Raw genomic sequence first — 25,500 nt, forward strand, 5'->3', positions numbered from 1 at the left:
GCCGTCAGGCCGGCGCGCGGTCGACGGCACGGTCGGCGGCGCGGTCGGCGAGGTCGCGACCCGGGCCGAACGCGTCGAGCACGCCCGCCCGCGCGAGGGCGCGCACGAGCGCCGCGCCCCCGAGGCCGGCGAGCAGCGCGCCGGAGAGCGCGAAGAGGCCCAGGTACGCCAGCCGGAAGCCCCACTCCCAGTCCGGGTAGTACGCGAACCACTCGTACACGGCGCCGCACGCGCCCGCCGCCGCGCCCGCCAGGGCCGCGACCGCGGCGCCGAAGCGCCGGTAGAGGAACAGGGCGAGGACGAGCTCGGCGCCGAAGCCCTGGACGACGCCGGAGACGATCGCCGAGAAGCCCCAGCCGGCGCCGAGCAGCGCCTCGACGCTCGCGGCGACGACCTCGGTGAGCAGCGCCGCGCCCGGACGGCGGACGATGAGGCCGCCCAGCACGCCGCCGAGCAGCCAGCCGCCCCCGAGCAGCCCGGTGGCCGGCGGGAAGGCGACCGCCAGCCCGGCGGAGAGCAGGTGGTAGAGCTGGGTCCAGCCCCAGAAGACGACACCGACGGCCACGCCGAGCATGGCCACGGTGACGAGGTCGACGGTGCGGTACCGCAGGGACGCGCTGCGCGCGAAAGTGGGCGCGGACATTCCAGGTAACTCCCTTCGCCGGTGCTAACCGGAGCAGGTTCCAAGGGTCTGCGGCTGTGCCCGCACTCTCAGCGCCCCTTCGACGGCGCTCCCCTGTCATGGGTGTCTTCAGATGTGACTTCAGGTGTGACTTCACGGCGGCCGACGACGCGGCCGCAGGTCCGACCCTAGGCGACGACGGCGTCGGCGCAAGGGCGTCCCGCACCGTGAAACCCCTGGTCACGCAAGAAGGCCCGGAACCGTGTGGTTCCGGGCCTTCTCGTCGGGGTGGAGCTGAGGGGACTCGAACCCCTGACCCCCTGCATGCCATGCAGGTGCGCTACCAGCTGCGCCACAGCCCCGAGAACCGACTCTCGCGGCCGACGGGCGACCGGGCGATTCGTCTGATTCGGTGCGTTCCTCCGGGCTTGCGCCCCTCGGGAACGTCGATATCTTAGGCAGACTTCGGGCCAGGTTCCAAATTCCAGTCCGGCCCCGCCTGCCAGCGGTCCAGGGGGTACCCCGCGCCCACGTTGTGCGCCACGAGGCGCCAGGCGGGCACGGCACCCTCGCCCGCACGGTGCAGGTGCGACCAGTGCACGTTATGCATCCCCGACAGCCCGCGCCACGTGGTCGGGTCGAGCCCGAGCAGCGCCGTCACCGCCAGCGAGATGGCGGCGCCGTGCGACACGACGACGAGCGTCGCGTCGTCGTCCAGGTCGCCGGCATGCTCGGCCAGGGCCTCGGCCATGCGCTCCGCGACCGCCGCCTTCGTCTCGGCCCCCGCGCCCACGGGCTCCGCGCCCAGGCGCCAGGCGGCGTACTCCTCGGGCCAGCGCTCCTGCAGCTCCGCGCCCGTGAGGCCCTCCCAGGCGCCGAAGCCGCGCTCGCGCAGGCGCTCGTCGGTGACCAGGGGCTGCCCGCCGAGCGCGTCCGCGTACGCGGTCGCCGTCTCGACGGCGCGCCCCAGGTCGGACGACACGATGCGCGTCGCGCGGTGCGACGACGCGAGCGCGGAGCCGCCCTCCGCCGCCTGCCAGCGCCCGACCTCGTCGAGCGGGATGTCGATCTGCCCCTGCAGCCGCAGGGACGCGTTGTAGGCGGTGCGGGCGTGCCGCAGCAGGACGACGGTGCCGGCCGTCACCGCTCGTCGCCCGCGAGACGGATCGCCCCGTCGCCCCCGCCGTCGCCGTACTCGGCGGCGGCCGCCGCGCCGTCACCGCCGCGCGCGTCCTCCGGCAGCTCCACCGCCGGGCAGTCCTTCCACAGCCGCTCGAGCGCGTAGTACACGCGGTCCTCGGCGTGCTGCACGTGGACGACGACCTCCCCGAAGTCCAGCAGCACCCACCGCGCCTGCGCCTTGCCCTCCCGACGGATCGGCTTGGAGCCGGCGAGGAACATCGCCTCCTCGACGGCGTCCACGATCGCCGAGACCTGGCGCTCGTTCGTGCCGGAGGCGATGAGGAACACGTCGGTGAGCACGAGCTGGTCGCTCACGTCCAGCGCGATGATCTCCTGCGCCTTGCGGTCCGACGCGGCCCGGGCGGCGACGACCGCCAGCTCGACGGCGCGGGGGCTAGCGGTCATGCAGCGGCTCCGGGGTGCTCGTACGTGAGGGAGACGCCGGCCGCGGGCGCGGCGGCGTCGGTGTCCGTCTGGAAGTTGCTGTCGTCGGGCGCCTGGAGCAGCAGCTTCCAGACCAGGAGCCCCAGCACGAACGCGACGACCACGAGGACGATGTAGTGCAGCCAGGTGTATGACGCCTCGGGCTCGTCCCAGTCCTCGTCGTCGTCCTCGTCGTCCAGCGGCGCGGCCGACCGCGCGCGGACGGGCTGCTCCGACGCGACCAGCGCGTCGAACGGGGACGCGGCGGGTCGCTCCGGCGCGGCCGACGGCTGTGCAGGGCCCGCAGCGGGGCGGGACGGCGGCACGGACGCGGGCCGCTCGGTGGTCGGGCTCGCCCAGGGCAGCGGGGGCGCGACCGACGTGGCGGCGGGCGGCGCCGGGCTCGGTGCCGCCTGGGCGGGCGGCGCCGAGGCCGCGGTGGCGCCGAACGGCGACGCGGTGCCCGTCGTCGCGAACGGGGAACGGCGGGCGGGGCCGTCGGGGCGCGGCGCGACCGTGGCCGGCGGGCTGGCAGCCGGGGCGGCCGGGGGCGCGGCGCTCGTCGGTGCGGCCAGCGGCGGCAGCCCGAGCCCGGTGGCGCCGGGCGTGGCGGCACCCTGGTCGCGGCGGGTCGAGGGGCGCGCGGGCGGCGCGGTCGGGGCGCCGGCCGGCGGCGCGGGGCGCACCGGGGGCGTCGGGGCGACGGCGCGCGACATCTCGCCGGTGGGGCGCTGGATCGGGGCCAGGCGACCGGTCTCGTCCAGCCCGCGCACCCCGGCGGAGGTGGACGGCGGCCGCACCATCGGCGCGGGGGCCGGGGCGGCGGGCGCCGGGCTCTGCTCGCGGAGCGAGCGCCGCGACGGCGCGCTGGTCGCCGGCGCGGAGAAGCGCGGCGCGGGCGCCTGCCCGGGGGGCGGGGCGTACGGCGACCTCGCCGCGGCGGGCGCGCCGTACTCCGGCCCGGACGGCGCCGGCGGACCGGCGTTCGCCTGCGCGGCGGCGGCGGCCTGCTCCCGCTCGCGGATCTCGCGACGGGTCAGCGGGCGGGACGGGTTGTTGTCACTCATCGAGACCTCGATACAGACCGTGCTTGGCGATGTACTGGACCACGCCGTCCGGCACCAGGTACCACACCGGTTGGCCGGCCTGCGCCCGGCGACGGCAGTCGCTCGACGAGATCGCCAGCGCCGGGACCTCCAGCGTCGTGACCCCGTCGTGGGGCAGGCCGTCCACCATGAGCTGGTGCCCCGGCCGCGTGACAGCCACGAAGTGTGCCATCTCCCACAGGAGCGCGGCATCCTTCCAGGTCAGGATCTGCTCGATCGCGTCGGCGCCGCTGATGAAGAACAGGTCGGCGTCGGGTCGTTGCTCGTGCAGGTCCCGCAGCGTGTCGACGGTGTAGGTGAGCCCCGGACGGTCGATGTCGACCCGGCTCACCGTGAACCGGGGGTTCGACGCCGTCGCGATCACCGTCATCAGGTAGCGGTGCTCGGCCGGGGACACCTGCTGGTGCTGCTTGAAGGTCGGCTTGCCCGTGGGCACGAAGACGACCTCGTCGAGGTCGAGCAGTGCAGCCGCCTCGCTGGCGGCGACCAGGTGCCCGTGGTGGATGGGGTCGAAGGTGCCGCCCATCACGCCCAGGCGCGGACGGCGCGGCTGCGACGACGGCTCGTTCACGCTGACCGGACGGGGGCCGTCAGTGGTGGCGGTTGGACACGTTGCGGAAGGCGTACGTCACCACGAGCGCGGCGACCAGGCCACCGAACGCGAGGAGACCCATCGCGATCGGGGAGATGGTCTCGGCGTGCTCGGCGGCCTCCTGGGCCACCTGGACGGCGGTGTGCAGCACGGGTTCCTCCTGTGCGTGGGTGTGCGACGGGTCGCTTCGGGCAGGTTCGGGGGTCAGTCTCTCACGCGGGCCGGACGTGCCCGTCGCCGTGCACGACCCACTTGGTGGTCGTGAGCTCGGCCAGGCCCATGGGCCCGCGCGCGTGCAGCTTCTGCGTGGAGATGCCGATCTCGGCGCCCAGGCCCAGCTCGCCGCCGTCGGTGAAGCGCGTCGAGGCGTTCACCATGACGGCGGCCGAGTCGACCTCGGCGACGAAGCGCTCGGAGGCGGCCAGGTCGCGGGTGAGGATCGCCTCGGTGTGCCCCGACGACCAGGTGCGGATGTGCTCGATCGCGTCGTCGAGCGAGTCCACGACCCGGACGGCGAGCTCGAGGGCGAGGTACTCGGTGGCCCAGTCCGCGTCGGTCGCGGGGAGCACCTCGACCGACTCGGGCGCCAGGGCGACCGCGCGCGCGTCGCCGTGCAGCACCACGCCCGCCCCGCCGAGCGCCGCGAGCGCCGCGGGGAGGAACGCCTCGGCGGCGTCGGCGTGCACCAGCAGCGTCTCGGCCGCGTTGCACACCCCGACCCGCTGCGTCTTGGCGTTCATGACGATCTCGACGGCGTTCGCGACGTCGGCCGTGGCGTCCACGTACACGTGCACGTTGCCGACGCCGGTCTCGATGACCGGCACGGTCGACGACTCGACGACCGTGCGGATGAGGTCGGCCCCGCCGCGCGGGACGAGGACGTCCACCAGCCCGCGCGCCTGCATGAGCGCGACGCCGCCGGGGCGCCCGTACGCGTCGATGGTCTGCACGAGGTCGGCGGGCAGGCCCTGGGTCTCCAGCGCACGGCGCAGCACGTCGACGACCACCGCGTTGGACGACGCCGCAGCGCTGCCGCCGCGCAGGATCACCGCGTTGCCGGACTTCAGCGCGAGGCCCGCGGCGTCGACCGTGACGTTGGGCCGCGCCTCGTAGATCATGCCGACCACGCCCATCGGCACGCGCAGCTGGCGCAGGCGCAGGCCGTTCGGCAGCGTCTGGCCGCGCACCACCTCGCCGACCGGGTCCGGCAGGCCGGCGAGCTCGCGCAGCGCGCCGGCGATGGCGCCGATCCTCGCCGGCGTGAGCGCCAGCCGGTCGAGCAGCCCGTCGCTCAGGCCGCGCTCCCGCCCGCGGGCGAGGTCGTCGGCGTTCGCCGTGACGATCTCGCCGGCCGCGGCCTCGAGCGCGTCGGCCAGCGCGTGCAGCGCGGCGTCCTTCGTGGCCCTGGGGGCGGTCGCGAGCGTCCGCGACGCGACCTGGGACCGCCGCGCGACGTCGCGCACGGCGGCCGTGACGTCGTCGCCCGAGGTGCCGGGTCCCGAGCCGCCCGCGGTCAGGTCCTCGGTGAGGGTCGTGGTCATCCCCCGAGAGTACGACGGTGGCGCGCGCGGCGGCAGGCCCCTCTCACCAGGAGGGACGGGGCGCGGGCGGCGGCACGAACCGGGTGAACGCCGGGGCGTGGTCGACGGTCTGCTGGGTGACCACCTCGAACGTGGCGCGGTAGTCCGGGCCGAGCGCGTCCGCCGCGCGGTCCAGCGTCCGCGGGGCGAGCGAGGGCCACCGGCCGGTGTCGACGCGCCGCTCCAGAGTGCGCAGGGCGACGAGCTCCTCCCCCAGGCTCACGGACAGGTGCGCCCCCCGCTCGACGTACAGGCTCCGGAACCGGTCCGGGTGGCCGACCTCGGCCACGCGCCGGGCGAAGGACCGCTCCGCCGACGGCGGTGCGCCGCCGTCGCCGGTCGTGTGCAGGGTGAGCACCGGCGACGGCGTCGTGCCCTCCGGCCGGTGGGCCGCCATCGCCGCCCGGGCGGCCGGGTCCGCCACGATCGGGACGCCCGACTCCAGTGCGGCCAGGTCCGCGCGCAGGTCGAGCCCCGCCGCGGCATACGCCGCCCGCACGCCGGCGCCGTCGCCGGACCGCGCGAGCCGCGCCCGCAGCCGGGTGAGGTCGGTGCTGCTGGGGTTGCCGCCCAGCGTCTCCTCGAGGTGCACCCGGGCGCTCGGCCCCAGGCCCAGCGTGTACGCCCCGACCAGCCACTGGGCCTGCCCGCGGGCCCACGCCTCGGGGTCCTCGGGGCGCGGCTCGTTCATCCAGTACCACCCGGTCACGGTGTTGAGGGAGGCGATGAGCGAGATCCGCGCCCGCCCCTCGGGCGACTCCGCCGCCGCGGTGAGGGCGGCGACCAGGGCGTCGCGGCTGGCCTGCGGGTCCGCCGCGTCCACGAGCTCGATCGGGTTGCCGTGGGCGTCGGTGCCGTCGGTGAGCAGCACGCGGGTCGCGAGGTTCATGTCGAGGATCGCGTCGAGCTGGCCCACCCAGTCCAGGACGCCGCCGACGGTGAGCACGCCGTCGATCCGGTCGGGCTCCGCCTCGGCGTGCTTCACCGCCGTGACGGCCCCCATCGACTGCCCGTAGGTGAGGGTGCGGTCCGGCTCGCCCACGGTCGCCTCGAACCAGTCGAGCAGCCGCGACTGGTCCGCCACGGCCGTGGGCACGGTGAAGTCGAGGCCATCGCCCTGGAAGAGCGAGCCCGCGAGGGCGTACCCGTGGTCGGTGAGCGTCTCCTCGCTCAGCTCCTGGTTGCCCAGCAGGTGCGGCGCGGGGAAGCCGCCGAAGAACTCGGACGGGTAGTGCCCGTGGCTGAACAGCAGCAGGGTGCCGTTCCAGTCGTCCGGGACCAGCACGCGGTAGCGCGCCCCGGCCAGCTCGCCGGTGTACTCCGTCGGGTCCCGGTCGGACGCCGCGGCCGACGGCCCGACGACGAGGGCTGCCGCGACGGCGACGGCGGTGAGCGCCGCCGCCAGGGCGCGGCCGGCGGCGTGCGTGCGGGCGTGCGCGGGGGCGTGGTCGGGGGCGTGGTCGGGGGCGTGGAGATGACGGCGCATGCCGGCCTCCTGTGTCGGTGGCGGGTCGTGACGCGCCCGGTGCGCGCCCGTGCCCCTACCGACGCCCGTGGGCCGGCGAACTCATCGCCGGTGCTCGAGCACCAGGTCGTCGCGGTGCACGACCTCGCGGTCGTACCCCTCCCCGAGCTCGGCCCGCAGGTCGAACGTCGAGCGGCCCAGCAGGCCCGGGAGCTCGCCGGAGTCGAACGCGACGAGCCCGCGCGCCACGACCGCGCCGTCCGGCGCGACCAGCTCCACCGGGTCGCCCGCCTCGAACGTCCCCTCGACGCGCGTGACGCCCGCGGGCAGCAGCGACGCGCGGCCACCGAGCACCGCCCGCGCCGCGCCGTCGTCGAGGTGGAGCCTGCCGTGCGCCTGGGCCGCGTGCGCGATCCACAGCCGGCGCGCCGTCGTGCGCCGGCCGGTGACCGCGAAGAACGTGCCGACGTCCTCGCCCGCCAGCGCGGCCGCGACGTTCCGCGCGCTGGTCAGCACGACCGGCACGCCGGCGCCGGTCGCGATCCGGGCCGACTCGAGCTTGGTGACCATGCCGCCCGTGCCGACCGCGCTCCCCCGCGCGGTGACCTCGACCCCGGAGAGGTCCGCCAGGTCCGCCACGTGCGGGATGCGCCGGGCGCCGGGGCGCGACGGGGGCGCGTCGTGCAGGCCGTCCACGTCGGTGAGCAGCACCATCGCGTCGGCGCGCACGAGGTGCGAGACGAGGGCCGCGAGGCGGTCGTTGTCGCCGAAGGTCAGCTCGTCGGTGGTCACGGCGTCGTTCTCGTTGACGACCGGCACGACGCCGAGCGCGAGCAGCCGCTCCAGGGAGCGCTGCGCGTTGCGGTACCGCGACCGCCGCACCGTGTCCTCCGCGGTGAGCAGCACCTGCCCGATCTGCAGCCCGTGCGCGGCGAACGCCTCGGTGTACCGGGCCACCAGCTGACCCTGGCCCAGCATGGCCGCGGCCTGCATGGTGGCGACGTCGCGGGGCCGGGCGCTCAGGCCGAGCGGCCCGATGCCGGCCGCGATCGCGCCGGAGGAGACGAGCACCACCTGGGCGCCGCCCGCCACCCGCGCCGCCAGCACGTCGACGAGCGCACGCAGCGCCGCCAGGTCCAGGTGCCCGTCCGGGCCGGTGAGCGACGACGAACCGATCTTGACGACGACGCGGCGGGCGTCCGGCAGGCTGGCGCGGGAGGTGGCGGCGTTCACCCGTGCATTCTCGCCGGATCGGCGGTCAGTCGTCGTCGGGGTCCGTCCAGTGACCCGACTGACGCTCCGTCCACAGCTCGCGGCGCGCCTCGGTCTTGGCGTCCATGCGCTCCTGGTGCTCGCGGCGCTTGTCACCGCGGGTCGGGCGGTCGCTCTCGTCGAGGCGCAGGTCGGTGCCGCGCGCGCCCAGCAGCTCCGGGCCGGTGGAGAGCGTGGGCTCCCAGTCGAAGACGACGGCGTTCGTGGGGTCGCCGATGCGCACCTCGTCGCCCGCGACGGCGCCGGCCTTGAGGAGCCGGTCCTCGACGCCCAGCTTGGCGAGCCGGTCGGCGAGGAAGCCGACGGCCTCGTCGTTGTTGAAGTCGGTCTGCCGCACCCAGCGCTCGGGCTTGGAGCCGCGCACCTCGTAGTAGACGCCCTCGTGCTCCCGCTTGGCCGTCACGGTGAAGCCCGCCTCGTCGACGGCGCGCGGGCGCAGCACGACGCGCGTCGGCTCCGGCGCGGGGGCGGCCGCACGGGCGCGCTCCACGAGCTCGCCCAGCGCGAAGGTGAGCGGCCGCAGCCCCTCGTGGCTGGCGGTGGACACCTCGAAGACCCGCAGGCCGCGTGCCTCGAGGTCGGGGCGCACCAGCTCGGCGAGCTCGCGGGCCTCGGGGACGTCGATCTTGTTGAGGACGACGAGGCGCGGGCGCTCGGTGAGCGGCACCCGGCCGCCCTCGATGCCGAGGTCGCCGGCGTACGCCGCCAGCTCGGCCTCGATGACGTCCAGGTCGCTGAGCGGGTCCCGGCCCGGCTCGAGGGTGGCGCAGTCGAGCACGTGCACCAGCACGGCGGTGCGCTCGACGTGGCGCAGGAACTCCAGCCCGAGCCCCTTGCCCTCGCTGGCTCCGGGGATGAGGCCGGGGACGTCGGCCACGGTGTAACGGGTGTCGCCCGCCTGCACGACGCCGAGGTTGGGGATGAGCGTCGTGAACGGGTAGTCCGCGATCTTGGGCCGTGCGGCGGAGATCGCCGCGACCAGCGAGGACTTGCCGGCGCTCGGGTACCCGACGAGGGCGACGTCGGCGATCGACTTGAGCTCGAGGACGACCTCGTGCTCCTCCCCCGGCTCGCCGAGGAGCGCGAAGCCCGGGGCCTTGCGCCTCGGGGACGCCAGCGCGCGGTTGCCCAGCCCGCCGCGGCCACCCTGCGCGACGACGTACTCCGCGCCCGCGCCCACCAGGTCGGCGAGCACGTTCCCGTCGCGGTCCTTGACGACGGTGCCGTCGGGGACGGCGAGCACGAGGTCGCCGCCGTTGGCGCCGTCGCGGTCGTCGCCCATGCCCTGCGTGCCGCTGGTCGCACGGCGGTGCGGGGAGTGGTGGTACTCGAGCAGCGTCGTCGTCTGCGGGTCCACGACGAGCTTCACGGTGCCGCCGTCGCCGCCGTTGCCGCCGTCGGGCCCCGCGAGGGGCTTGAACTTCTCGCGGCGGATCGACGCGACGCCGTGGCCGCCGTCACCGCCCACGGCGTGCAGCACCACGCGATCGACGAAGCTGGCCATGGTCAGATCCTCTCAGGCAAAGCGACGAGGGGCGCACCGCGACGGTGCGCCCCTCGTCGTCGACTCGGGTGGGAGCCGGGGAAGTGTGTGCGGCTCAGACCTCGGCCGCGACGATGTCGATGACCTTGCGGCCACGACGCGTCGCGAAGGCCACCGAGCCGGCGGTCAGCGCGAACAGCGTGTCGTCGCCGCCACGGCCGACGTTGTCGCCGGGGTGGAAGTGGGTGCCGCGCTGGCGGACGATGATCTCGCCCGCCTTGACGACCTGGCCGCCGTAGCGCTTGACGCCGAGGCGCTGGGAGTTCGAGTCACGACCGTTGCGCGAGGAGCTCGCGCCCTTCTTGTGTGCCATCTGTCAGACCTGCTTTCTGCGAAGAACGAGGGGATCAGTGCCGCGGGCCGTGCTGCGGGATGTCGCGCTCGGCCCGGCGGTGAGTCACTTGATGCCGGTGACCTTGAGGCGGGTCAGCGACTGGCGGTGACCCTGGCGCTTGCGGTAACCGGTCTTGTTCTTGTACTTGAGGATCGTGATCTTGGGACCCTTCTCGTCCCGCACGACCTCGGCGGTGACCTTGACCTTCGCCAGCTTCGCGGCGTCGGTGGTCACCTTCTCCCCGTCCACCAGAAGCAGAGCGGGCAGCTCCACCGTGTCACCGGCCTGGGCCTTGAGGCGGTCCATGACGACGATGTCCCCGACGGACACCTTCTCCTGACGGCCACCGGCCTTGACGATCGCGTACACCACGTTGCTGCTCATCTCTCCTGGTCTGGGCATGTCGCACGACGTTCTTCACCGACTTGGTCTGCAACTCGGCCCGCCGCGGCGGTCGAGTGCGGTGCGTCGTGGACACACGGGACTGGCACGCCACAGGCGCGCCGACGTCCAAGACTACGTCACGGCGCCGATCGGTTCAAACGTCCTCCCCCGCCGGCGGCCGTGACGTGCCCCACCTCGCGAACGCTCCGCTCAGCCCTCGAGCACGAACGTCACCTGCAGGTCCACCTGCCATGCGACGATCGCGCCGTCCGACACCTCCACCTTCTGCTCCTTGACCCAGGCGCCGGTGATGTGGCGGACCGTCTGGCCCGCCCGCTCGAGGCCGACGCGGATCGCGTCCTCGAAGCTCGTGTCCGAGCGGGCCGTGATCTCCGTGACGCGCGCGACCGTGCCTGCCATGTCGTCCTCCGATCTCGGGCGGTCGACGTCCGTCGCCGACCGTCCCTCCGATCGTCGCCCCGGCGGGGTCCGCTCGCCCGGCGTCGCTCGCCCGGCGTCGCTCGCCCGGCGTCGCTCGCCCGGCGTCCCGCCCGGTGTCCGGACGGCTCCGGGGCGACGATGGGGTCATGACCGGGCGGACCGGAGCGCCAGACCTGCCGACCGGGGCCGGAGGCGTCGACGACGCGGTGACGGCCGCGCTGCGCGCCGTCGACCGGCGCGGCTTCCTGCCCCGCGCCAGGGCCCGCTGGGCCGAGGCGGACAGCCCTGTCGAGATCGGGCACGGCCAGACCTGCTCGCAGCCGTCGACCGTCGCGGCGATGCTCCGGCTCCTCGACGTGCCCGTCGGCGCGGACGTGCTCGACGTCGGGTCCGGCTCCGGCTGGACGACGGCGCTGCTCGCCCGCCTCGTCGGACCCACCGGGTCGGTGCTCGGGCTCGAGCGGCACGCGGACCTCGCCGTCTGGGGCGCGGCCAACGTGCGACGCACCGGCATGGCCTGGGCCCGGGTGGCCCGAGCCGTCCCCGGACGCCTCGGCGCCCCGCGCGCCGGCGGGTGGGCCCGCGTGCTGGTGTCCGCCGCGCCCGCACGGCTGCCCCCGGAGCTGGTCGACCAGGTCGCCCGCGGCGGCCGGATGGTGATCCCCGTGCGACACGTGATGGTGCTCGTGACCCGGGACGAGCACGGTGAGGTCCGCACGTCCGAGCACGGGACCTACTCGTTCGTGCCGCTCGTGGAGGACCGGGCCTGACCTCGGACCTCCACGAGCGGCGTGCGCGGTCAGCGGATCTTGACCGAGTCCTTCGCCTGCTTGGCGACGAGCGTGCTGCTCCCGGCGTACTTGACGATCCACGTGCCCGACGTCGACTGCTTGAGCTTCTTGGCGTACGTGCCCTTGCTCGATGTCTTCGTCGACCCCTTGTAGATCGGCCCCTTCGAGCCCGACGGGTCGAAGTAGATCTTCACCGTTCTGCCCGTGAGCGGACGGATCGCGCCGTCACCGTAGCGGTATTCGGGGTTCCAGTACCGCAGAGTGCCCTTGACCGTGACGTACGAGCCCTTGCGCACCGGCTCCGGCGTCGCGTTGGCAGACAGGTACGTGTTCCGCTTGAAGGAGAAGCCGTCCGAGTAGGTGGCCCCGGGCAGGGAGCAGTAGTGCTCCCAGGTATATCCCTCGTCATCGACGCCATAGACCCAGAAGTCACGATCGACGACCGCCCTGGCGGAGTACCGCCCGAAGCCCTCCCAGTCGTACCAGCGGCTCGAGGTGACGCTGCCGGACTTTGCGTTCTTGCCCGAGTAGAGGAACGCCCCACCGCCCACAGCGTTGCCGTACCGGTCGAAGTACCCGATGTCCATCGACCAGTCGAGCTCGCCCCAGCCGGTGTAGACCTCGCCGTACTCGGGGTACGACTCGTCGGCGAAGCACTCCCGGATCTGTGCGCTCGTCGGGTTCTTCACCGAGTAGGCGATCTTGACCGCCTTGTTGTGCTGCCCGTTGTACAGCACGACGTCCGGGTGGCTGACGCCGCCCGCCGACCCGCTCGACGCGGCCTGGGCCGGGGCGACCGTGAGGCCGGTGGCCACGACGGCCCCTGCGAGGATCGCGGCGATCTTGCGCTTCATCTCTTGTCCTGTTCGACGTGCTGTGGCGTGCCGAAGGAGACTACGCACCCGCCCGGCGGCTGACGAGGATGAAGTTCTGCCATGCTCGGCGCGTGACGAGCGATTCCGAGGTGGCGGTCGAGGCCGCCCTGGCCGGCGCGACCGAGGTCGCCGACGCCTTCCGACGCCCCGTGACCCGCCACGCGAAGGTGGGGCTGGACTTCGCCACCGACACCGACGTCGCCGCCGAACGGGCGGTCCGCGCCGTCCTCGCCGCGGCCCGGCCCGGCGACGCCGTCGTCGGCGAGGAGCTCGGCACGTCCGGCGGCGACGCCGCCCGGCGGTGGTACGTCGACCCCCTGTGCGGCACGCTCAACTTCGCCGCCGGCGTCCCGTCGTTCGGCGTCAACGTCGCCCTCGTGGAACGGCGCGACGGGATCGAACGGGTCCTGGCCGCGGCCGTCGCGGACCCCCTCACCCGCGAGGTGGTGTGGACCGACGGCGTGCGCACCCGCGTGCGGGACGCGGCCGGCTCCCCCGAGGTCGACGCCTCCCCCACCCCCGTGACCCGCCTCGTGAACGTGGACGTCGACAACGGCGGGGCGACGCCGGCGCTCGTCGCCGACGCCGGGCTGCGCGCGTCCTGGGCCGTCCGGGTCGCGTCCAGCTCGCTCGCGCTCGCCTGGGTGGCCGCGGGCCGTCACGCCGCCTACGTGACCGGGGCCGGCGTCGCCGGCAGCGTCCACTTCCTGCCCGGTGTCGCCCTGTGCGAGGCGGCCGGATGCGTCGTCACGGATCTCGACGGCGGTCCCGTGCACGGCGGGCGCGGGATCCTCGCGGCCGCGGACGCCGCGACCGCGCGACAGGTGCTCGACAGGCTCCGCGCGCTCCGGGGGACATCCCCCTTGTCCTGAGCCTACGGTTCCGTAGGCTCGGGGCATCCGCGCGACCGAGCGACCGCTCACACCTCGGCTGGGAAGTCGACCCCGACCCCTGCGAGGCACGCATGCCCCCAGTCGTCCCGGCCGTACTCGACAGCTCCGCCGCCCCGCGCGACGGTGCCGCCGCGAAGTTCACCAGCACGTACGGTGCCCTGTCCCGGGAGGTGCGCGACGCCGGGCTGCTGAGCCGGGCGTACGGCTACTACCTCGTCAACGGGCTGGTCCTCCTCCTGGCGCTCGGCGGCGTCGCGACCGGGTTCGTCCTGCTGGGCGACTCGTGGTTCCAGCTCCTGATCGCGGCAGCGCTCGGGGTCGTGCTCACGCAGCTGGCGTTCCTCACGCACGAGACGGCGCACCGGCAGGTCTTCGCGTCCGGGCCGCTCAACGACCGCGTCGGCCGCATCCTGGCGAACGCCGTGGTCGGTATCAGCTACTCGTGGTGGATGACGAAGCACACCCGCCACCACGCCAACCCCAACCAGGTGGGCAAGGACCCCGACGTCGCCCCCGGCGTCATCTCCTTCACCGCGGAGGCGGCCGCCGACCACCACGGGTTCCTGGGCGCGATCACGCGCCGCCAGGGGTGGCTGTTCTTCCCCCTCCTCACCCTCGAGGGGCTCAACCTGCACGTGACCGCCGTGCGTTCGCTGCTGACCGGCCCGCCCGAGGACCGCGCGTCCCGCCGACGCGAGCTCGTGACGATCCTGGTGCGCCTCACCGTCTACGTGGCGGTCGTCCTGTGGTGGCTGCCCCTGGGCCTCGGGTTCGCCTTCCTCGGCGTGCAGCTCGCCGTGTTCGGCGTCTACATGGGTGCGACGTTCGCGCCCAACCACAAGGGCATGACGATGATCCCCGAGGGCAGCAAGATCGACTTCCTGTCGAAGCAGGTGCTCACGTCGCGCAACGTGCGTGGGGGCGCCTGGATGAGCGTCCTGATGGGCGGCCTCAACCTCCAGATCGAGCATCACCTGTTCCCGAGCATGCCGCGTCCCCACCTGGCGCGCGCCCGGCTGATCGTCCGGGAGCACTGCGCGCGGCTCGGGATGCCGTACACCGAGACCTCGCTGCTGCGCTCGTACGCGATCGTCGTGCGCTACCTCAACGAGGTCGGGCTGGCCGCCCGCGACCCGTTCGACTGCCCGATGCGCCAGCAGCTCGGGCGCCGCTGACCGTCGGGCGGCGCGGCGGCGTCCCCCTCGTCAGCCGGCGCGGTGCTGCCGGCAGCGCGCCTCGTACGACTCGGACCCGCCCACGTGCCCCGACGTCGGGGTCAGCGCGTCGTCGTCGGTCGACGCCTGTTCGATCCGGACGTGGAACGCCGCGTCGCGACCGCAGACCGCGCACACCGCGGTGAGCTTGGTGACCGACTCGGCGACCGCCATCAGCTCGGGCAGCGGCGCGAACGCCCGGCCGTCGAACGTCACGGACAGCCCGGCCACCACCACGACGAGTCCCGCGTCGGCCAGCGCCGTCGCGACGTCCACGAGGTCGGGGCCGAAGAACTGCGCCTCGTCGACCGCCACCAGCTCCGTGCCCGCCGTGACGAGCCCCGGGATCTCCTCGGCGTGCCGCACGTTGCGCGAGGGCACCTCCAGCCCGGAGTGGGACGCCACCCGGCCCGGCCCGCTGCGCGTGTCGAGCTCGTGCGCGACGACGAGGACGCCCCGGCGTGCCACCTGCGCGCGGTGCACCCGGCGCACCAGCTCCTCCGTCTTGCCGGCGAACATCGGGCCGGCGATCACCTCGAGCCGTCCACCGCTGCGGTCGTCCCCCGTCATGGCCCGAGCATGACACGCCGAGGTCGAAGCGAAGGGCCCGAGGTCGATGTCCTGGACATCGACCTCGGGCCCTCACCTCGACCTCGCGGTCAGGTCACTCGGTAGGTCATTCGGTGCCGGTCACTCCCGCGGCCGCAGCCTCCCCAGCACCCGACTGAGCAGGCTTCGGGGCTCCGGCTCCTTTCCGCGCGCGGCGCGGAGCCTTCTTCGCGGGCTTCGTGGCCGCCGCGGGCACGGTGTCGGCCGCGGCCTCGGCCGCCGGCTCCGGCTTCCGCTCGGGCAGATCGATGAGCGTCTCCGGCGCGACGGGCGTCACGGCCGAAGGCTCCACGGGCTCGGGCAGGTCCAAGGGCTCGGGCCGGTCCAGGGGCGCCGGGGCAGCGGTGGCCGGAGCCGCCGCCGGGGCGGCGTCCTTCGCACCGTCCGCGGCCTCGTGCTTGGCCTCGTCCTTGGCCTCGTGCTCGTGCTCGTGGGCGTGCGCCGCGGCGGCCGCGATCGTGGCGAGCGTGGCCTTGACGGCCTCGCGGGCCTCGGAGCGGTCCTCGGGCAGGGTCGGCACCTCGGCTGCGGGCGCCGGGGTCGCCGGCTCGCCCTGCTTGCCGCCGCGCTTGCGGCGCGACCGCTTCGCCCCCTCGCCCTGGTCGCCGTCGTGGTGCTGGTGGGCACCGTTCTTCTCGATCGGCTCGCTGTGCACGATGAACCCGCGGCCCTTGCAGTGCTCGCAGGTCTCGGAGAACGCCTCGACCAGGCCCTGGCCCACGCGCTTGCGGGTCATCTGCACGAGACCGAGCGAGGTGACCTCGGCCACCTGGTGCTTGGTGCGGTCGCGGCCCAGGCACTCCACCAGCCGGCGCAGCACGAGGTCGCGGTTCGACTCGAGCACCATGTCGATGAAGTCGATGACGACGATGCCGCCGATGTCGCGCAGCCGCAGCTGGCGCACGATCTCCTCGGCCGCCTCGAGGTTGTTCCGCGTGACGGTCTCCTCGAGCGTGCCGCCCGCGCCGGTGAACTTGCCGGTGTTGACGTCGATGACCGTCATGGCCTCGGTGCGGTCGATGACCAGCGACCCGCCGGACGGCAGCCAGACCTTGCGGTCCATGCCCTTGGCGAGCTGCTCGTCCACGCGGTGCACGGCGAACACGTCGGTGTTCTCCGTCCACTTCGTCACGCGGTCGCGCAGGTCGGGGGCGAGCTCCTCGACGTACTGGGCGATCTCGTCCCACGCGCCCTGGCCCTGGATCTGCAGCGACGAGAAGTCGTCGTTGAAGATGTCGCGGACGACGCGGATCGCGAGGTCGGGCTCGCCCTGCAGCAGCGCCGGGGCGCTGGCCGACGACGACTTCTTCTGGATCGCGGCCCACTGGGCCTCGAGGCGCTCGACGTCGGCGCGCAGCTCCGCCTCGCTCGCACCCTCGGCGGCGGTGCGCACGATGACGCCCGCGCCCTCGGGCACGACGTCGCGCAGGATCTTCTTGAGCCGGCTGCGCTCGGTGTCGGGCAGCTTGCGGCTGATCCCGGTCATGCCGCCACCCGGCACGAACACCAGGTACCGGCCCGCGAGCGTGACCTGCGAGGTGAGGCGCGCGCCCTTGTGCCCGATCGGGTCCTTGGTGACCTGCACGAGCACCGAGTCGCCCGACTTCAGGGCCTCCTCGATGCGGCGCGGCTGGCCCTCGAGCCCGGCGGCGTCCCAGTTCACCTCGCCGGCGTACAGGACGGCGTTGCGCCCCTTGCCGACGTCGACGAACGCGGCCTCCATGCTGGGCAGCACGTTCTGCACGCGGCCGAGGTAGACGTTGCCCACCATCGACGCCTGCGACTGCTGCGAGACGTAGTGCTCCACGAGCACGCCGTCCTCGAGCACGGCGATCTGCGTGCGGCCGTCGCGCTCGCGCACCACCATCGACCGCGTCACGGACTCGCGGCGCGCGAGGAACTCGGCCTCGGTGATGATCTGGCGGCGGCGGCCGGCGTCGCGGCCCTCGCGGCGGCGCTGGCGCTTCGCCTCGAGGCGCGTCGAGCCCTTGAGGGCCGTGACCTCGTCGCGGTCACGGGTCCGCGCCACGGCGGCCTCGGCCCGCTCCTGGCGGGTGCCGCGGCGCCGGCGGCGACGGCGACGGCTCGAGGCGGACTCGCCGCCCTCGTCCTCGCCCTGCTCGTCGGCCTGCTCGTCGGCCTGGTCCTCGCCGCGGGCGTGGTCGTCAACCTCGGTCTCGGCGGGGCGCTCGTCCTCGCCGGCACCCTCGTCGGAGCCGTCCTCGTCGTCCAGGTCCTCGCCCTCGGGGCGGCGACCGCCCCGACGGCCGCGTCCACCCCGGCGCCGGCGCCGGCGCGGGCGGATCTCGTCGTCCTCGCCGTCCTCGTCGCTCAGGTCCTCCGGGCCCAGGTCGACGAGCTCGACGCCCTCGGCCACGAGCTCGGACTCGATCGCGCCGACCTCCTCGACCGCGGCGGCCTCGTCCTCGCTGAGCTCGACGTCGGCCACCCGCTCCGTGGACGCCGGCGACCCGACGGGCTCCGCGACCTGGGCGTCGGCGGCGGCGGGCGCCTCGACGGGAGCCTCCGGAGCCACCTGCTCGGCGGGCTCCGCGGCCTTCGCGGCGCGGGTGCCGCGGGTCGCACGGCGCGACCGGGTCCGCGTCGGCTCGTCCTTCGGCGTCTCGACGGCGGGCGCCGGAGCCTTCTCGGGTGCGCTCGTCGCGACCTCGGGCTCGGGCGCGCTCGTCGCCTCCTCGGCCGGCGCGTCGTGCGGGCGCGGCGGGCCGGCGGGGGCCTGCGCGCGGCGGGACCGGCGTGCGGTCGACAGGTCGGGGGCCTGGAACAGCACGGCCGTCGTCGCGAGGCGCGGGGTGGCCGACCCGCCGCCACGCACGGCCGGCGAGCGCGGCGCGGTCTGCTCGGCGGTCTTCTCCGCGGCCGCCTCAGGCTTGTCCTCCGCGGCAGCGGCCTGCCCGGCGGGCTTCTCGGCGTCCTTCGCCGCGCCGGCGCCCTTCCGGGTGGTGGCCTTCTTGGTCGCCCGCTTCGCGGGCGCCTTCTTCGCGGGGGCGGCCTCCGCGGCGTCGGCCTGCGCGGTCTCCTCGGTGGTCTCGGCGGGGACCTCGTCCTTCGACGCAGCCGTGCGGCGGGCGCGGGTGCGCGTGCCGCCGGACGTGCTGCGCCCCTTGGCCGGCGCGGCCTCGGGCTCGGCGGCAGGAACCTCGTCGGCCGGCTCGGCGGCGACGGGCTCGGTGGTGGCCTCGGTGGTGGCCTCGGTGGTGGCCTCGGTGGTGGCCTCGGTGGTGGCCTCGGGCTCGGTGGCGCGCTGCGCTCCGGTGGTGCGGGTGGCGCGGCGGCGGGAGCGCGACGGCTTCTCGGCGACCTCGTCGGCCGCACGCCCGGCGGGCCCCTCCGGCAGCACGATGTCGGCGAGCGACGCGGCGCCGCCCGCGGCCGTCTCGGCCTGGGCGTCGGCACGCTCCGGCAGGACCAGGTCGGAGAGGGGGGCGGCCGCGGGGGCGGCGGGCTGCTCGGCCTGCGGGCCCTGGGGTGCGGCGGCGGCCCGGGTGGCGCGACGGCGGGCGGGCTTGCGGGCTGCGGCGTCGGTCGGGTTGTCGGACGTCACGAAAAGCGCTCCAGCTCCGGCGGCCCCGCCCCCACACGTGCGGGCCACCGGTGGTCGTCGTCGGACGCGCGCGCTGCTCAGCGCGCCGGCCGACGGAAGTCTCGGTTCCGGCTGCGGCACCGCGCTCTTCGCGGACGCCCGCCGCCCGGCCTCGTGGCCTGGCGGCGGCATCGCGTGCGGATCGCGAGTGCTGCGAGCTCGTGGGCCGCCCCGGGATGTGGGCCAGGACGGCTTCGCACCAGTATCGCATCCTGCGCGCCCCGCCGCGTGACCCGACGCCGCACGTCGCGGGCGCGACCCGCCCCGGCTTGACTTGTGAAGACCTTCACTACTTAGATCGTGAAAGTCTTCACGAATCCCGTCCCGTGACGACGACCGCGCTGGTCGTGCGCCCGCGCACCGGTGGTCCTACGGTCGAGAGACCGGTCGGACGAACGAGCAAGGAGAACCCCGTGGACGCCCTCGCACTGGCCCGCTGGCAGTTCGCCATCACGACCGTGTACCACTTCATCTTCGTCCCGCTGACCATCGGCCTCGCACCGCTGGTCGCCGGGATGCAGACGGCGTGGGTCGTCACCAAGAAGGAGCGCTGGCTCCGGCTGACCAAGTTCTTCGGCAAGCTCCTGCTGATCAACTTCGCGCTGGGCGTGGTCACCGGCATCTGGCAGGAGTTCCAGTTCGGGATGGCGTGGAGCGAGTACTCCCGCTTCGTCGGCGACGTCTTCGGCGCGCCGCTCGCGATGGAGGCGCTGGCGGCCTTCTTCGTCGAGTCCGTCTTCCTCGGCCTGTGGATCTTCGGCTGGGACCGCGTGTCCAAGAAGGTGCACCTCGCGGCCATCTGGCTGTTCGCGCTCGCGACGAACCTCTCGGCGTTCTTCATCCTCGCCGCGAACTCGTGGATGCAGCACCCCGTGGGCACGATCTACAACGAGGAGACCGGGCGCGCCGAGATGGAGTCCATCGGCGCCGTGCTCACGAACAACACGCTGTGGGCCGCGTTCCCGCACACGATCACGGCCGCGTTCCTCACCGCGGGCACGTTCGTCTGCGGCATCGCCACGTGGTGGATGGTCCGGCTCGTGCGCAGCAAGAAGCCCGAGAACGTCGAGAAGGCGCGCACCGTGTACCGGCCCGCGGTCCTCGTCGGCGTGTGGACCATGATCATCGCCGGCGCCGGGGTGATCTGGTCGGGCGACCTCCAGGGCAAGCTCATGTACGAGCAGCAGCCCGGCAAGATGTCGTCGGCCGAGGCCCTGTGCGAGGGCACCGAGGCCGCCGAGTTCTCCATCCTCGCCGTCGGCCCCCTGTACGCCGGGTGCGAGGACGTGGACCACCTCATCTCCGTGCCGGGCGTCACCAGCTTCCTCGGCACCGGCCACTTCTCGGGCCCCGAGTCCTACCTGCCCGGCGTCTACGACGTGCAGGAGCAGTACACCGAGCGGTACGGCGACGTCACCGCGTCGGGCGAGCCCGTCACGTACACGCCGCCGCTGGCCATCACGTACTGGTCGTTCCGGCTCATGATCGGACTGGCGGTGTTCTCCCTGGCGCTCGCGCTCACCGCGCTGTGGGCCACCCGCAAGGGCAGGGTGAGCGACAACGTCTGGCTGGGCAGGCTGGGCCTCCTGGCGATCCCCATGCCGTTCCTCGCCTGCTCGTTCGGGTGGATCTTCACGGAGGTGGGCCGCCAGCCGTGGGTGGTGGCGCCCAACCCGACGGGCATCGACCAGGTGCGGCTGCTCACCGAGCGCGGGGTGTCCACGGCGGTGCCGGCGGGCGTGATCCTCACGTCGATGATCGTGCTGACGCTGGTCTACGCGGTGCTCGCCGTCGTCTGGTACCGGCTGATGCACCGGTACGCCGTCGAAGGGGTCCCGGACTCCGTCCGCGACGAGTCGCCGGAGGCGCAGGAGCCCGACGACACCGACCGCCCCCTGTCCTTCGCGTACTGAGCGCCCGACACCGAGAACTGGGAGACCCCCGTGGACCTCGCGATCCTCTGGTTCGTCATCATCGCCGTCCTGTGGACGGGCTACCTCGTGCTCGAGGGCTTCGACTTCGGCGTCGGCATGCTGCTGTCGATCCTGCCGCGCGGCGGCAGGGAGCAGCGCGACAAGGAACGCCGGGTGCTGATCAACACGATCGGCCCGGTGTGGGACGGCAACGAGGTGTGGCTGCTCACCGCGGGCGGCGCCACCTTCGCCGCCTTCCCCGAGTGGTACGCCACGATGTTCTCCGGCTTCTACCTGCCGCTGCTGATCATCCTGCTGGGCCTCATCGCGCGCGGCGTCGCGTTCGAGTACCGCGGCAAGATCTCCGACGCCCGGTGGGCGCGGCGCTGCGACGTCGCCATCCAGTTCGGGTCGTGGATCCCGTCGATCATGTGGGGCGTCGCGTTCGGCAACCTGGTGCGCGGCCTGCTGCTCGACGTCGACCACCAGTACGTGGGCGGCTTCTGGGCGCTGCTCAACCCGTTCGCCCTGCTCGGCGGCCTCACCACGCTGGTGCTCTTCCTGCTGCACGGCAGCGTGTTCGTCGCCCTCAAGACCGACGGCGACGTGCGCGAGCGCGCCGGCCGGCTCGCGTCGGCGCTGTCCGTGGTCGCGCTCGTCGTCGCGGGCGGCTGGGCCGTCTGGGCCCAGGTCGCCTACTCGGCGACCTGGACGTGGGCGGCCGTCGGCGTCGCCGCCCTCGCCCTGGTCGGCGTGGTCGTGGCCGCGCGGGCGCGACGGGAGGGATGGGCGTTCACGCTCTCGGCCGTCGCCATCGCGAGCGCCGTCGTCCTGATCTTCGGCTCCATGTACCCCGACGTGATCCCCGCGCTCGACGGTGGCGAGGCCCTCACGGTGGCGGAGGCCGCCTCGACGCCGTACACGCTCACGGTGATGTCGTGGGTGGCGGTGGTGCTCACGCCGCTCGTCATCGCCTACCAGGCGTGGACGTACTGGATCTTCCGCCGGCGCCTCTCCAGCAAGGACATCCCCGCCCCCGCGGGGCTGTCGTGGCAGAAGATCAAGGACGCGGCGTTCTGACGCGCGCCCCGTCGTCGATACTGACCTTCGTGCCGACCCCTGGCCTGCTCCCGTGAAGCCCCTCGACCCCCGCCTGCTGCGGCGTGCGCGCGCGGCCCGGTGGTACGTCGCCCTCACAGCGGCGCTCGGCGTCGCCGCCGCCGGCGCCGTCGTGCTCCAGGCCTTCGCCATCGCGCACACCCTCGGCCCGGCCGTCACGGCGGGCAGCGCGGGCGCGCCGCTCGCCCTGGCGGACGTCGCGCCGTGGCTCGGAGCACTCGTCGCCGCGATCGCCGCGCGCGCCGTCATCGCCTGGGCGCAGGAGCGGTACGCGCAGAAGGCGGCGGCCGACGTCGTGGCCGAGCTGCGCGAGCAGGTGGTCGCGCACGCGGTGGCGCTGGGCCCGCGGCCCACCGGGGGCGGCACCGACGGCGAGGGGGCCGCCGCCACGGCCACGCTCGCCACGCGAGGCCTGGACGACCTGGGCCCGTACCTCGTGCGCTACCTGCCCCAGCTGCTCCTCACGGCGATCCTCACCCCCGCGCTGGTGCTGGTCGTCCTCGGGCTGGACTGGGTCTCCGCGCTGATCTGCGTCGTCACCCTGCCGCTGGTGCCGCTGTTCATGTGGCTGGTCGGCGTCATGACCGCGGGCGCCTCCGAACGCCGGCTGCGCACCATCGAGCGCCTGGGGTCGCAGGTGCTCGACCTGCTGGCCGGGTTGCCGACCCTGCGGGCCTTCGGTCGCGAGATCGGGCCCGGCGCCCGCGTGCGGGCCCTCGGGGACGCGTCGCGGCGCGCCACGATGGGCACGCTGCGGATCGCGTTCCTGTCCGGGATGGTGCTGGAGCTGCTCACCACGCTGTCGGTCGCGATCGTCGCCGTCGGCGTCGGCCTGCGCCTCGTCGAGGGGATGATCGCCCTGGTGCCCGCCATCGCCGTCCTCGTGCTCGCGCCCGAGGTCTACCTGCCGCTGCGTCGCGTCGGCGCCGAGTTCCACGCGTCCACCGACGGCCTGGCGGCCGCCGATCGGGCCTTCACCCTCCTCGAGCGGCCCGTCCCGGTCGCGGGCACCACCCCCGCGCCGGCCCTCGCCGGCGCGACCCTCGTGCTCGACGGCGTCGGCGTCCGTGCCGGCGACCGCGGCGTCCTCGCCCCCGCCGGGCTCATGGCGCGCGTGCCGCTCGGCACCGGCCGCCCCGGCGGCGGCAGGGTCGTCGCGCTGCGCGGGCCGAGCGGCGCGGGGAAGTCCACGACGGCGCTCGTCCTGCTGGGGCTGCTGCGCCCCGACGAGGGCCGGGTGCTCGTCGAGGCTCCGGGCGCCGTGACCCCGACAGACCTCGGCACCGTCGACCCGGCCACCTGGTGGCCGCAGGTCACGTGGGTGCCGCAGCGCCCCACCCTGGCCCCCGGCACCGTGCGCGACGCCGTCACCGACGGCCGCCCCGTGCCCGCCGACGCCCTGGCGGCGGCCGCGCGGACCACCGGCCTGGACGACGTCGTCGCGGGGCTGCCACAGGGGTGGGACACCCCGGTCGGCCTGGGCGGCACCGGGCTGAGCGTCGGGCAGCGGCAGCGGGTGGCGCTCGCCGCCGCGCTGCTCGACGGCGAGACACCCGGCGACGGCGCTCCCCCGCCCCTCGTGCTGCTCGACGAGCCCACCGCGCACCTGGACGCCCGCGGCGAGCAGGTGGTGCTCGACACCGTGCGCGCGTGGCGCGACGCCGGGCGCACGGTCGTCGTCGTCGCGCACCGGGCGTCGCTCCTGGCGCTCGCCGACCAGGTGGTGGACGTCTCCGCGCGCGTCGTCGGCCCGGCCGAGGCGGTGGCGTCATGAGGCGCGGCGCGGCCGACCCGCTGCGCCGGGTGCTGCCGATGCTGGAGGTGCGCTGGACCCGCGTGGCGCGCGCCGTCGCGCTCGGCACCCTGGCGCTCGGGTTCTCGGTGGGCCTGGCCGCTGCCGCGGCGTGGCTCATCGCCCGCGCGTCGCAGATGCCGCCCGTGCTGCAGCTCTCGGTGGCCGTCGTCGCCGTCCGCGCCTTCGGCACCGGCCGCGGCGTGCTGCGCTACCTCGAGCGGCTCGCGTCCCACGACGTCGCCCTGCGCGGCATGGCAGCACTGCGGGCCAACCTCTACGACGCGCTGGCCCGGGGGCCCGTGACGCGCGTGATCGCGCTGCGCCGCGGCGACCTGCTCGCCCGCGTCGGCGCCGACGTCGACGCGGTGGGCGACGTCGTCGTACGGGCGCTGATCCCCGCCGGGGTGGCGGCGTGCGTGGGGCTCGGCTCCGTGGTCCTGGTGGGGGCCTTCCTGCCCGCCGCCGGTGCCACCCTGCTCGGCTGCCTGCTGCTCACGGGCGTGCTGGCGCCGTGGCTGGCGTCCCGCGCGGCGGCGTCGGTCGAGCGGCGGGGCGCCGCGGCGCGGGCCGAGGTGACCGGGCGCGCGCTCGAGCTGCTGGAGGACGGTCAGCAGCTGCGCGTCGCCGGCAGGCTCGACGCCCGGCTCGCCGGCCTGCGCGCCGCCGACGCGCGCCTCACCCGCTCGACCGACGACGGCGCGCGCATCTCCGGCACGTCGGCGGCCATCGACGCGGGGGCGCAGACCCTCGCCGTGCTGTGCTCGCTGCTGCTCGGCCTCCCCGCCGTCGCGGCGGGCACGCTGACTCCCGTCGAGCTCGCGGTCGTCGTGCTCACCCCGCTCGCCGTCTTCGAGGCGACGTCGACGCTGCCCGCCGCCGCCGTCCAGCTGCGCCGGTCGCGGGAGGCCGCGCGGCGCCTCGTCGCCCTCCTCCCCGACCTGTCGGACACCGAGCCCGGCGGGGCGCCCCCGGTGGGGCAGGCGTCGGACTCGCTGCTGGAGCTCGACGGCGTCGGCGCCGGCTGGGCGGACCGCGCCGTGGTCGAGGGCGTCGACCTCGCGCTGCGCCCCGGCGCCGTCGTCGCCCTGGCCGGGCCGTCCGGCGTGGGCAAGACGACGGTGCTGCTCACGGCGGCGGGCCTGCTGCCGCCACGCGCCGGCGCCGTCCGGACCGGCGACGGCGGGGCGCTGTTCGTCGCCGAGGACGGGCACGTGTTCGGCACGACGGTCCTGGAGAACCTCCGTGTCGCCCGGCCGGACGTGACTGCCGACGAGGCCGGCGGCGCGCTCGCCGCCGTCGGCCTGGACGCCTGGCTCGCCGGGCTGCCCGACGGCCTGGACGCGATGCTCGGCCCGGACGGCGCCGACGTCTCCGGCGGCGAGCGCCGACGCCTGCTCGTCGCGAGGGCGCTCCTCGCGCCCGCCCGGGTCCTCCTCGTCGACGAGCCCGCCGAGCACCTCGACGCCGCCACCGCCGACGCGCTGGTCGCGACGCTGGCCGCGCACGCCCGCGGGACCGGGCGCGCGGTCGTCGTCGCGTCGCACCGGCTCACACCGCTCGCGGTCGCGGACGAGGTGCTGCTGCTGGGCGCCGGTCCGGAGGCCGGGGACGCCGCCGCGCGGGTCGTGGCGCGGGGCCCGCACTCCGCGCTGCTGCGCGACGAGCCGGACTACGCGTGGGCGGCCGAGCAGGAACGGGACGAAGAAGCCAGGGTCCTCCCCGGGTGACGAGGGAGTCCGGGCC

23 protein-coding genes, 1 tRNA gene and 1 riboswitch are annotated in these 25,500 nt (G+C 74.9%); of the genes, 7 read left to right on the forward strand and 17 right to left on the reverse strand.

All coding sequences use genetic code 11. The annotated features are described in order from the left end of the window. Window positions 1-4: 4 nt before the first annotated feature. The 14 genes from ACFQ8E_RS08680 to ACFQ8E_RS08745 form a co-directional block, all read right to left on the reverse strand. The gene (locus ACFQ8E_RS08680; RefSeq protein WP_430550170.1) at window positions 5-643 is read right to left on the reverse strand and encodes an ECF transporter S component; all 639 of its coding nucleotides are present in this window, start codon (window positions 641-643) and stop codon (window positions 5-7) included. Then, window positions 637-748: riboswitch (TPP riboswitch) on the reverse strand. Its footprint overlaps the gene before it by 7 nt. Window positions 749-911: 163 nt before the next feature. Then, window positions 912-984: transfer RNA gene (locus ACFQ8E_RS08685), tRNA-Ala, on the reverse strand. A gap of 92 nt (window positions 985-1,076) precedes the next feature. Beyond that, window positions 1,077-1,766, reverse strand: coding sequence for a histidine phosphatase family protein (locus ACFQ8E_RS08690; protein ID WP_430550171.1), 690 nt, complete (start codon window positions 1,764-1,766; stop codon window positions 1,077-1,079). Continuing rightward, window positions 1,763-2,209 (reverse strand): ribosome silencing factor, encoded by a 447-nt coding sequence (gene rsfS / locus ACFQ8E_RS08695; RefSeq protein WP_430545659.1) that lies wholly within the window; start codon window positions 2,207-2,209, stop codon window positions 1,763-1,765. The genes ACFQ8E_RS08690 and rsfS overlap by 4 nt, the downstream gene beginning before the upstream one ends. Then, on the reverse strand, window positions 2,206-3,294 hold the full coding sequence (locus tag ACFQ8E_RS08700) for a hypothetical protein (protein WP_430550172.1): 1,089 nt from the start codon (window positions 3,292-3,294) through the stop codon (window positions 2,206-2,208). The genes rsfS and ACFQ8E_RS08700 overlap by 4 nt, the downstream gene beginning before the upstream one ends. Continuing rightward, window positions 3,287-3,859 (reverse strand): nicotinate-nucleotide adenylyltransferase, encoded by a 573-nt coding sequence (gene nadD, locus ACFQ8E_RS08705; protein ID WP_430550379.1) that lies wholly within the window; start codon window positions 3,857-3,859, stop codon window positions 3,287-3,289. The genes ACFQ8E_RS08700 and nadD overlap by 8 nt, the downstream gene beginning before the upstream one ends. 64 nt (window positions 3,860-3,923) lie before the next feature. Continuing rightward, window positions 3,924-4,076, reverse strand: coding sequence for a hypothetical protein (locus ACFQ8E_RS08710; RefSeq protein ID WP_429764031.1), 153 nt, complete (start codon window positions 4,074-4,076; stop codon window positions 3,924-3,926). Window positions 4,077-4,137: 61 nt separating this feature from the next. Continuing rightward, the gene (locus ACFQ8E_RS08715) at window positions 4,138-5,466 is read right to left on the reverse strand and encodes a glutamate-5-semialdehyde dehydrogenase (RefSeq protein ID WP_430550173.1); all 1,329 of its coding nucleotides are present in this window, start codon (window positions 5,464-5,466) and stop codon (window positions 4,138-4,140) included. Window positions 5,467-5,509: 43 nt separating this feature from the next. Continuing rightward, a complete protein-coding gene (locus ACFQ8E_RS08720) occupies window positions 5,510-6,991 on the reverse strand; it encodes a hypothetical protein (protein WP_430550174.1) in 1,482 nt (493 codons plus the stop codon). A gap of 81 nt (window positions 6,992-7,072) precedes the next feature. Then, window positions 7,073-8,203, reverse strand: a complete 1,131-nt coding sequence (gene proB, locus ACFQ8E_RS08725) for a glutamate 5-kinase (RefSeq protein WP_430550175.1) — start codon at window positions 8,201-8,203, stop codon at window positions 7,073-7,075. A 25-nt stretch (window positions 8,204-8,228) separates the two neighbouring features. Then, the gene (obgE, locus tag ACFQ8E_RS08730) at window positions 8,229-9,746 is read right to left on the reverse strand and encodes a GTPase ObgE (protein ID WP_430550176.1); all 1,518 of its coding nucleotides are present in this window, start codon (window positions 9,744-9,746) and stop codon (window positions 8,229-8,231) included. Window positions 9,747-9,840: 94 nt separating this feature from the next. After that, window positions 9,841-10,098 (reverse strand): 50S ribosomal protein L27, encoded by a 258-nt coding sequence (rpmA, locus tag ACFQ8E_RS08735; protein WP_430550177.1) that lies wholly within the window; start codon window positions 10,096-10,098, stop codon window positions 9,841-9,843. Between the two features lie 84 nt (window positions 10,099-10,182). Then, window positions 10,183-10,491 carry a 50S ribosomal protein L21 gene (rplU, locus tag ACFQ8E_RS08740; protein ID WP_380315082.1) on the reverse strand — a complete coding sequence of 103 codons (309 nt, stop codon included), beginning with the start codon at window positions 10,489-10,491 and terminating at the stop codon, window positions 10,183-10,185. A 222-nt stretch (window positions 10,492-10,713) separates the two neighbouring features. After that, window positions 10,714-10,923, reverse strand: a complete 210-nt coding sequence (locus ACFQ8E_RS08745) for a dodecin family protein (RefSeq protein WP_429732001.1) — start codon at window positions 10,921-10,923, stop codon at window positions 10,714-10,716. 167 nt (window positions 10,924-11,090) lie between these two features. On the opposite strand from ACFQ8E_RS08745, the gene ACFQ8E_RS08750 reads away from it, so the two are divergent. Beyond that, window positions 11,091-11,714 carry a protein-L-isoaspartate O-methyltransferase gene (locus tag ACFQ8E_RS08750; RefSeq protein ID WP_430550178.1) on the forward strand — a complete coding sequence of 208 codons (624 nt, stop codon included), beginning with the start codon at window positions 11,091-11,093 and terminating at the stop codon, window positions 11,712-11,714. A gap of 29 nt (window positions 11,715-11,743) precedes the next feature. Here ACFQ8E_RS08750 and ACFQ8E_RS08755 read toward each other — a convergent pair whose 3' ends face one another. Further along, the gene (locus tag ACFQ8E_RS08755; protein WP_430550179.1) at window positions 11,744-12,589 is read right to left on the reverse strand and encodes a hypothetical protein; all 846 of its coding nucleotides are present in this window, start codon (window positions 12,587-12,589) and stop codon (window positions 11,744-11,746) included. 92 nt (window positions 12,590-12,681) lie between these two features. Between ACFQ8E_RS08755 and ACFQ8E_RS08760 the strand changes: the two genes are divergently transcribed. Both ACFQ8E_RS08760 and ACFQ8E_RS08765 read left to right on the forward strand, forming a co-directional pair. Continuing rightward, complete coding sequence (locus tag ACFQ8E_RS08760; RefSeq protein ID WP_430550180.1) at window positions 12,682-13,482, forward strand: inositol monophosphatase family protein; 801 nt, start codon at window positions 12,682-12,684, stop codon at window positions 13,480-13,482. Between the two features lie 92 nt (window positions 13,483-13,574). Beyond that, window positions 13,575-14,678: a fatty acid desaturase family protein gene (locus ACFQ8E_RS08765; protein ID WP_430550181.1), complete on the forward strand. Its 1,104-nt coding sequence runs from the start codon at window positions 13,575-13,577 to the stop codon at window positions 14,676-14,678. Between the two features lie 30 nt (window positions 14,679-14,708). Here the strand turns inward: ACFQ8E_RS08765 and ACFQ8E_RS08770 are convergent, their stop codons facing one another. Continuing rightward, on the reverse strand, window positions 14,709-15,287 hold the full coding sequence (locus tag ACFQ8E_RS08770; RefSeq protein ID WP_430550182.1) for a thymidine kinase: 579 nt from the start codon (window positions 15,285-15,287) through the stop codon (window positions 14,709-14,711). Between the two features lie 106 nt (window positions 15,288-15,393). Further along, window positions 15,394-18,891 carry an Rne/Rng family ribonuclease gene (locus ACFQ8E_RS08775; protein ID WP_430550183.1) on the reverse strand — a complete coding sequence of 1,166 codons (3,498 nt, stop codon included), beginning with the start codon at window positions 18,889-18,891 and terminating at the stop codon, window positions 15,394-15,396. A 452-nt stretch (window positions 18,892-19,343) separates the two neighbouring features. Between ACFQ8E_RS08775 and ACFQ8E_RS08780 the strand changes: the two genes are divergently transcribed. Genes ACFQ8E_RS08780 through cydC form a run of 4 tightly spaced genes read left to right on the forward strand, consistent with a single transcriptional unit; the run spans window position 19,344 to window position 25,484 of the window. Beyond that, complete coding sequence (locus ACFQ8E_RS08780; RefSeq protein ID WP_430550184.1) at window positions 19,344-20,843, forward strand: cytochrome ubiquinol oxidase subunit I; 1,500 nt, start codon at window positions 19,344-19,346, stop codon at window positions 20,841-20,843. 30 nt (window positions 20,844-20,873) lie between these two features. Continuing rightward, window positions 20,874-21,923: a cytochrome d ubiquinol oxidase subunit II gene (cydB, locus tag ACFQ8E_RS08785; protein WP_430550185.1), complete on the forward strand. Its 1,050-nt coding sequence runs from the start codon at window positions 20,874-20,876 to the stop codon at window positions 21,921-21,923. Window positions 21,924-21,975: 52 nt separating this feature from the next. Further along, window positions 21,976-23,736, forward strand: coding sequence for a thiol reductant ABC exporter subunit CydD (gene cydD, locus ACFQ8E_RS08790; RefSeq protein ID WP_430550186.1), 1,761 nt, complete (start codon window positions 21,976-21,978; stop codon window positions 23,734-23,736). Next, the gene (cydC, locus tag ACFQ8E_RS08795; RefSeq protein WP_430550187.1) at window positions 23,733-25,484 is read left to right on the forward strand and encodes a thiol reductant ABC exporter subunit CydC; all 1,752 of its coding nucleotides are present in this window, start codon (window positions 23,733-23,735) and stop codon (window positions 25,482-25,484) included. The genes cydD and cydC overlap by 4 nt, the downstream gene beginning before the upstream one ends. The last annotated feature ends 16 nt before the right edge of the window (window positions 25,485-25,500 follow it).

It is taken from the genome of Isoptericola sp. NPDC056573 (assembly GCF_042793335.1).
GTDB lineage: Bacteria > Actinomycetota > Actinomycetes > Actinomycetales > Cellulomonadaceae > Isoptericola.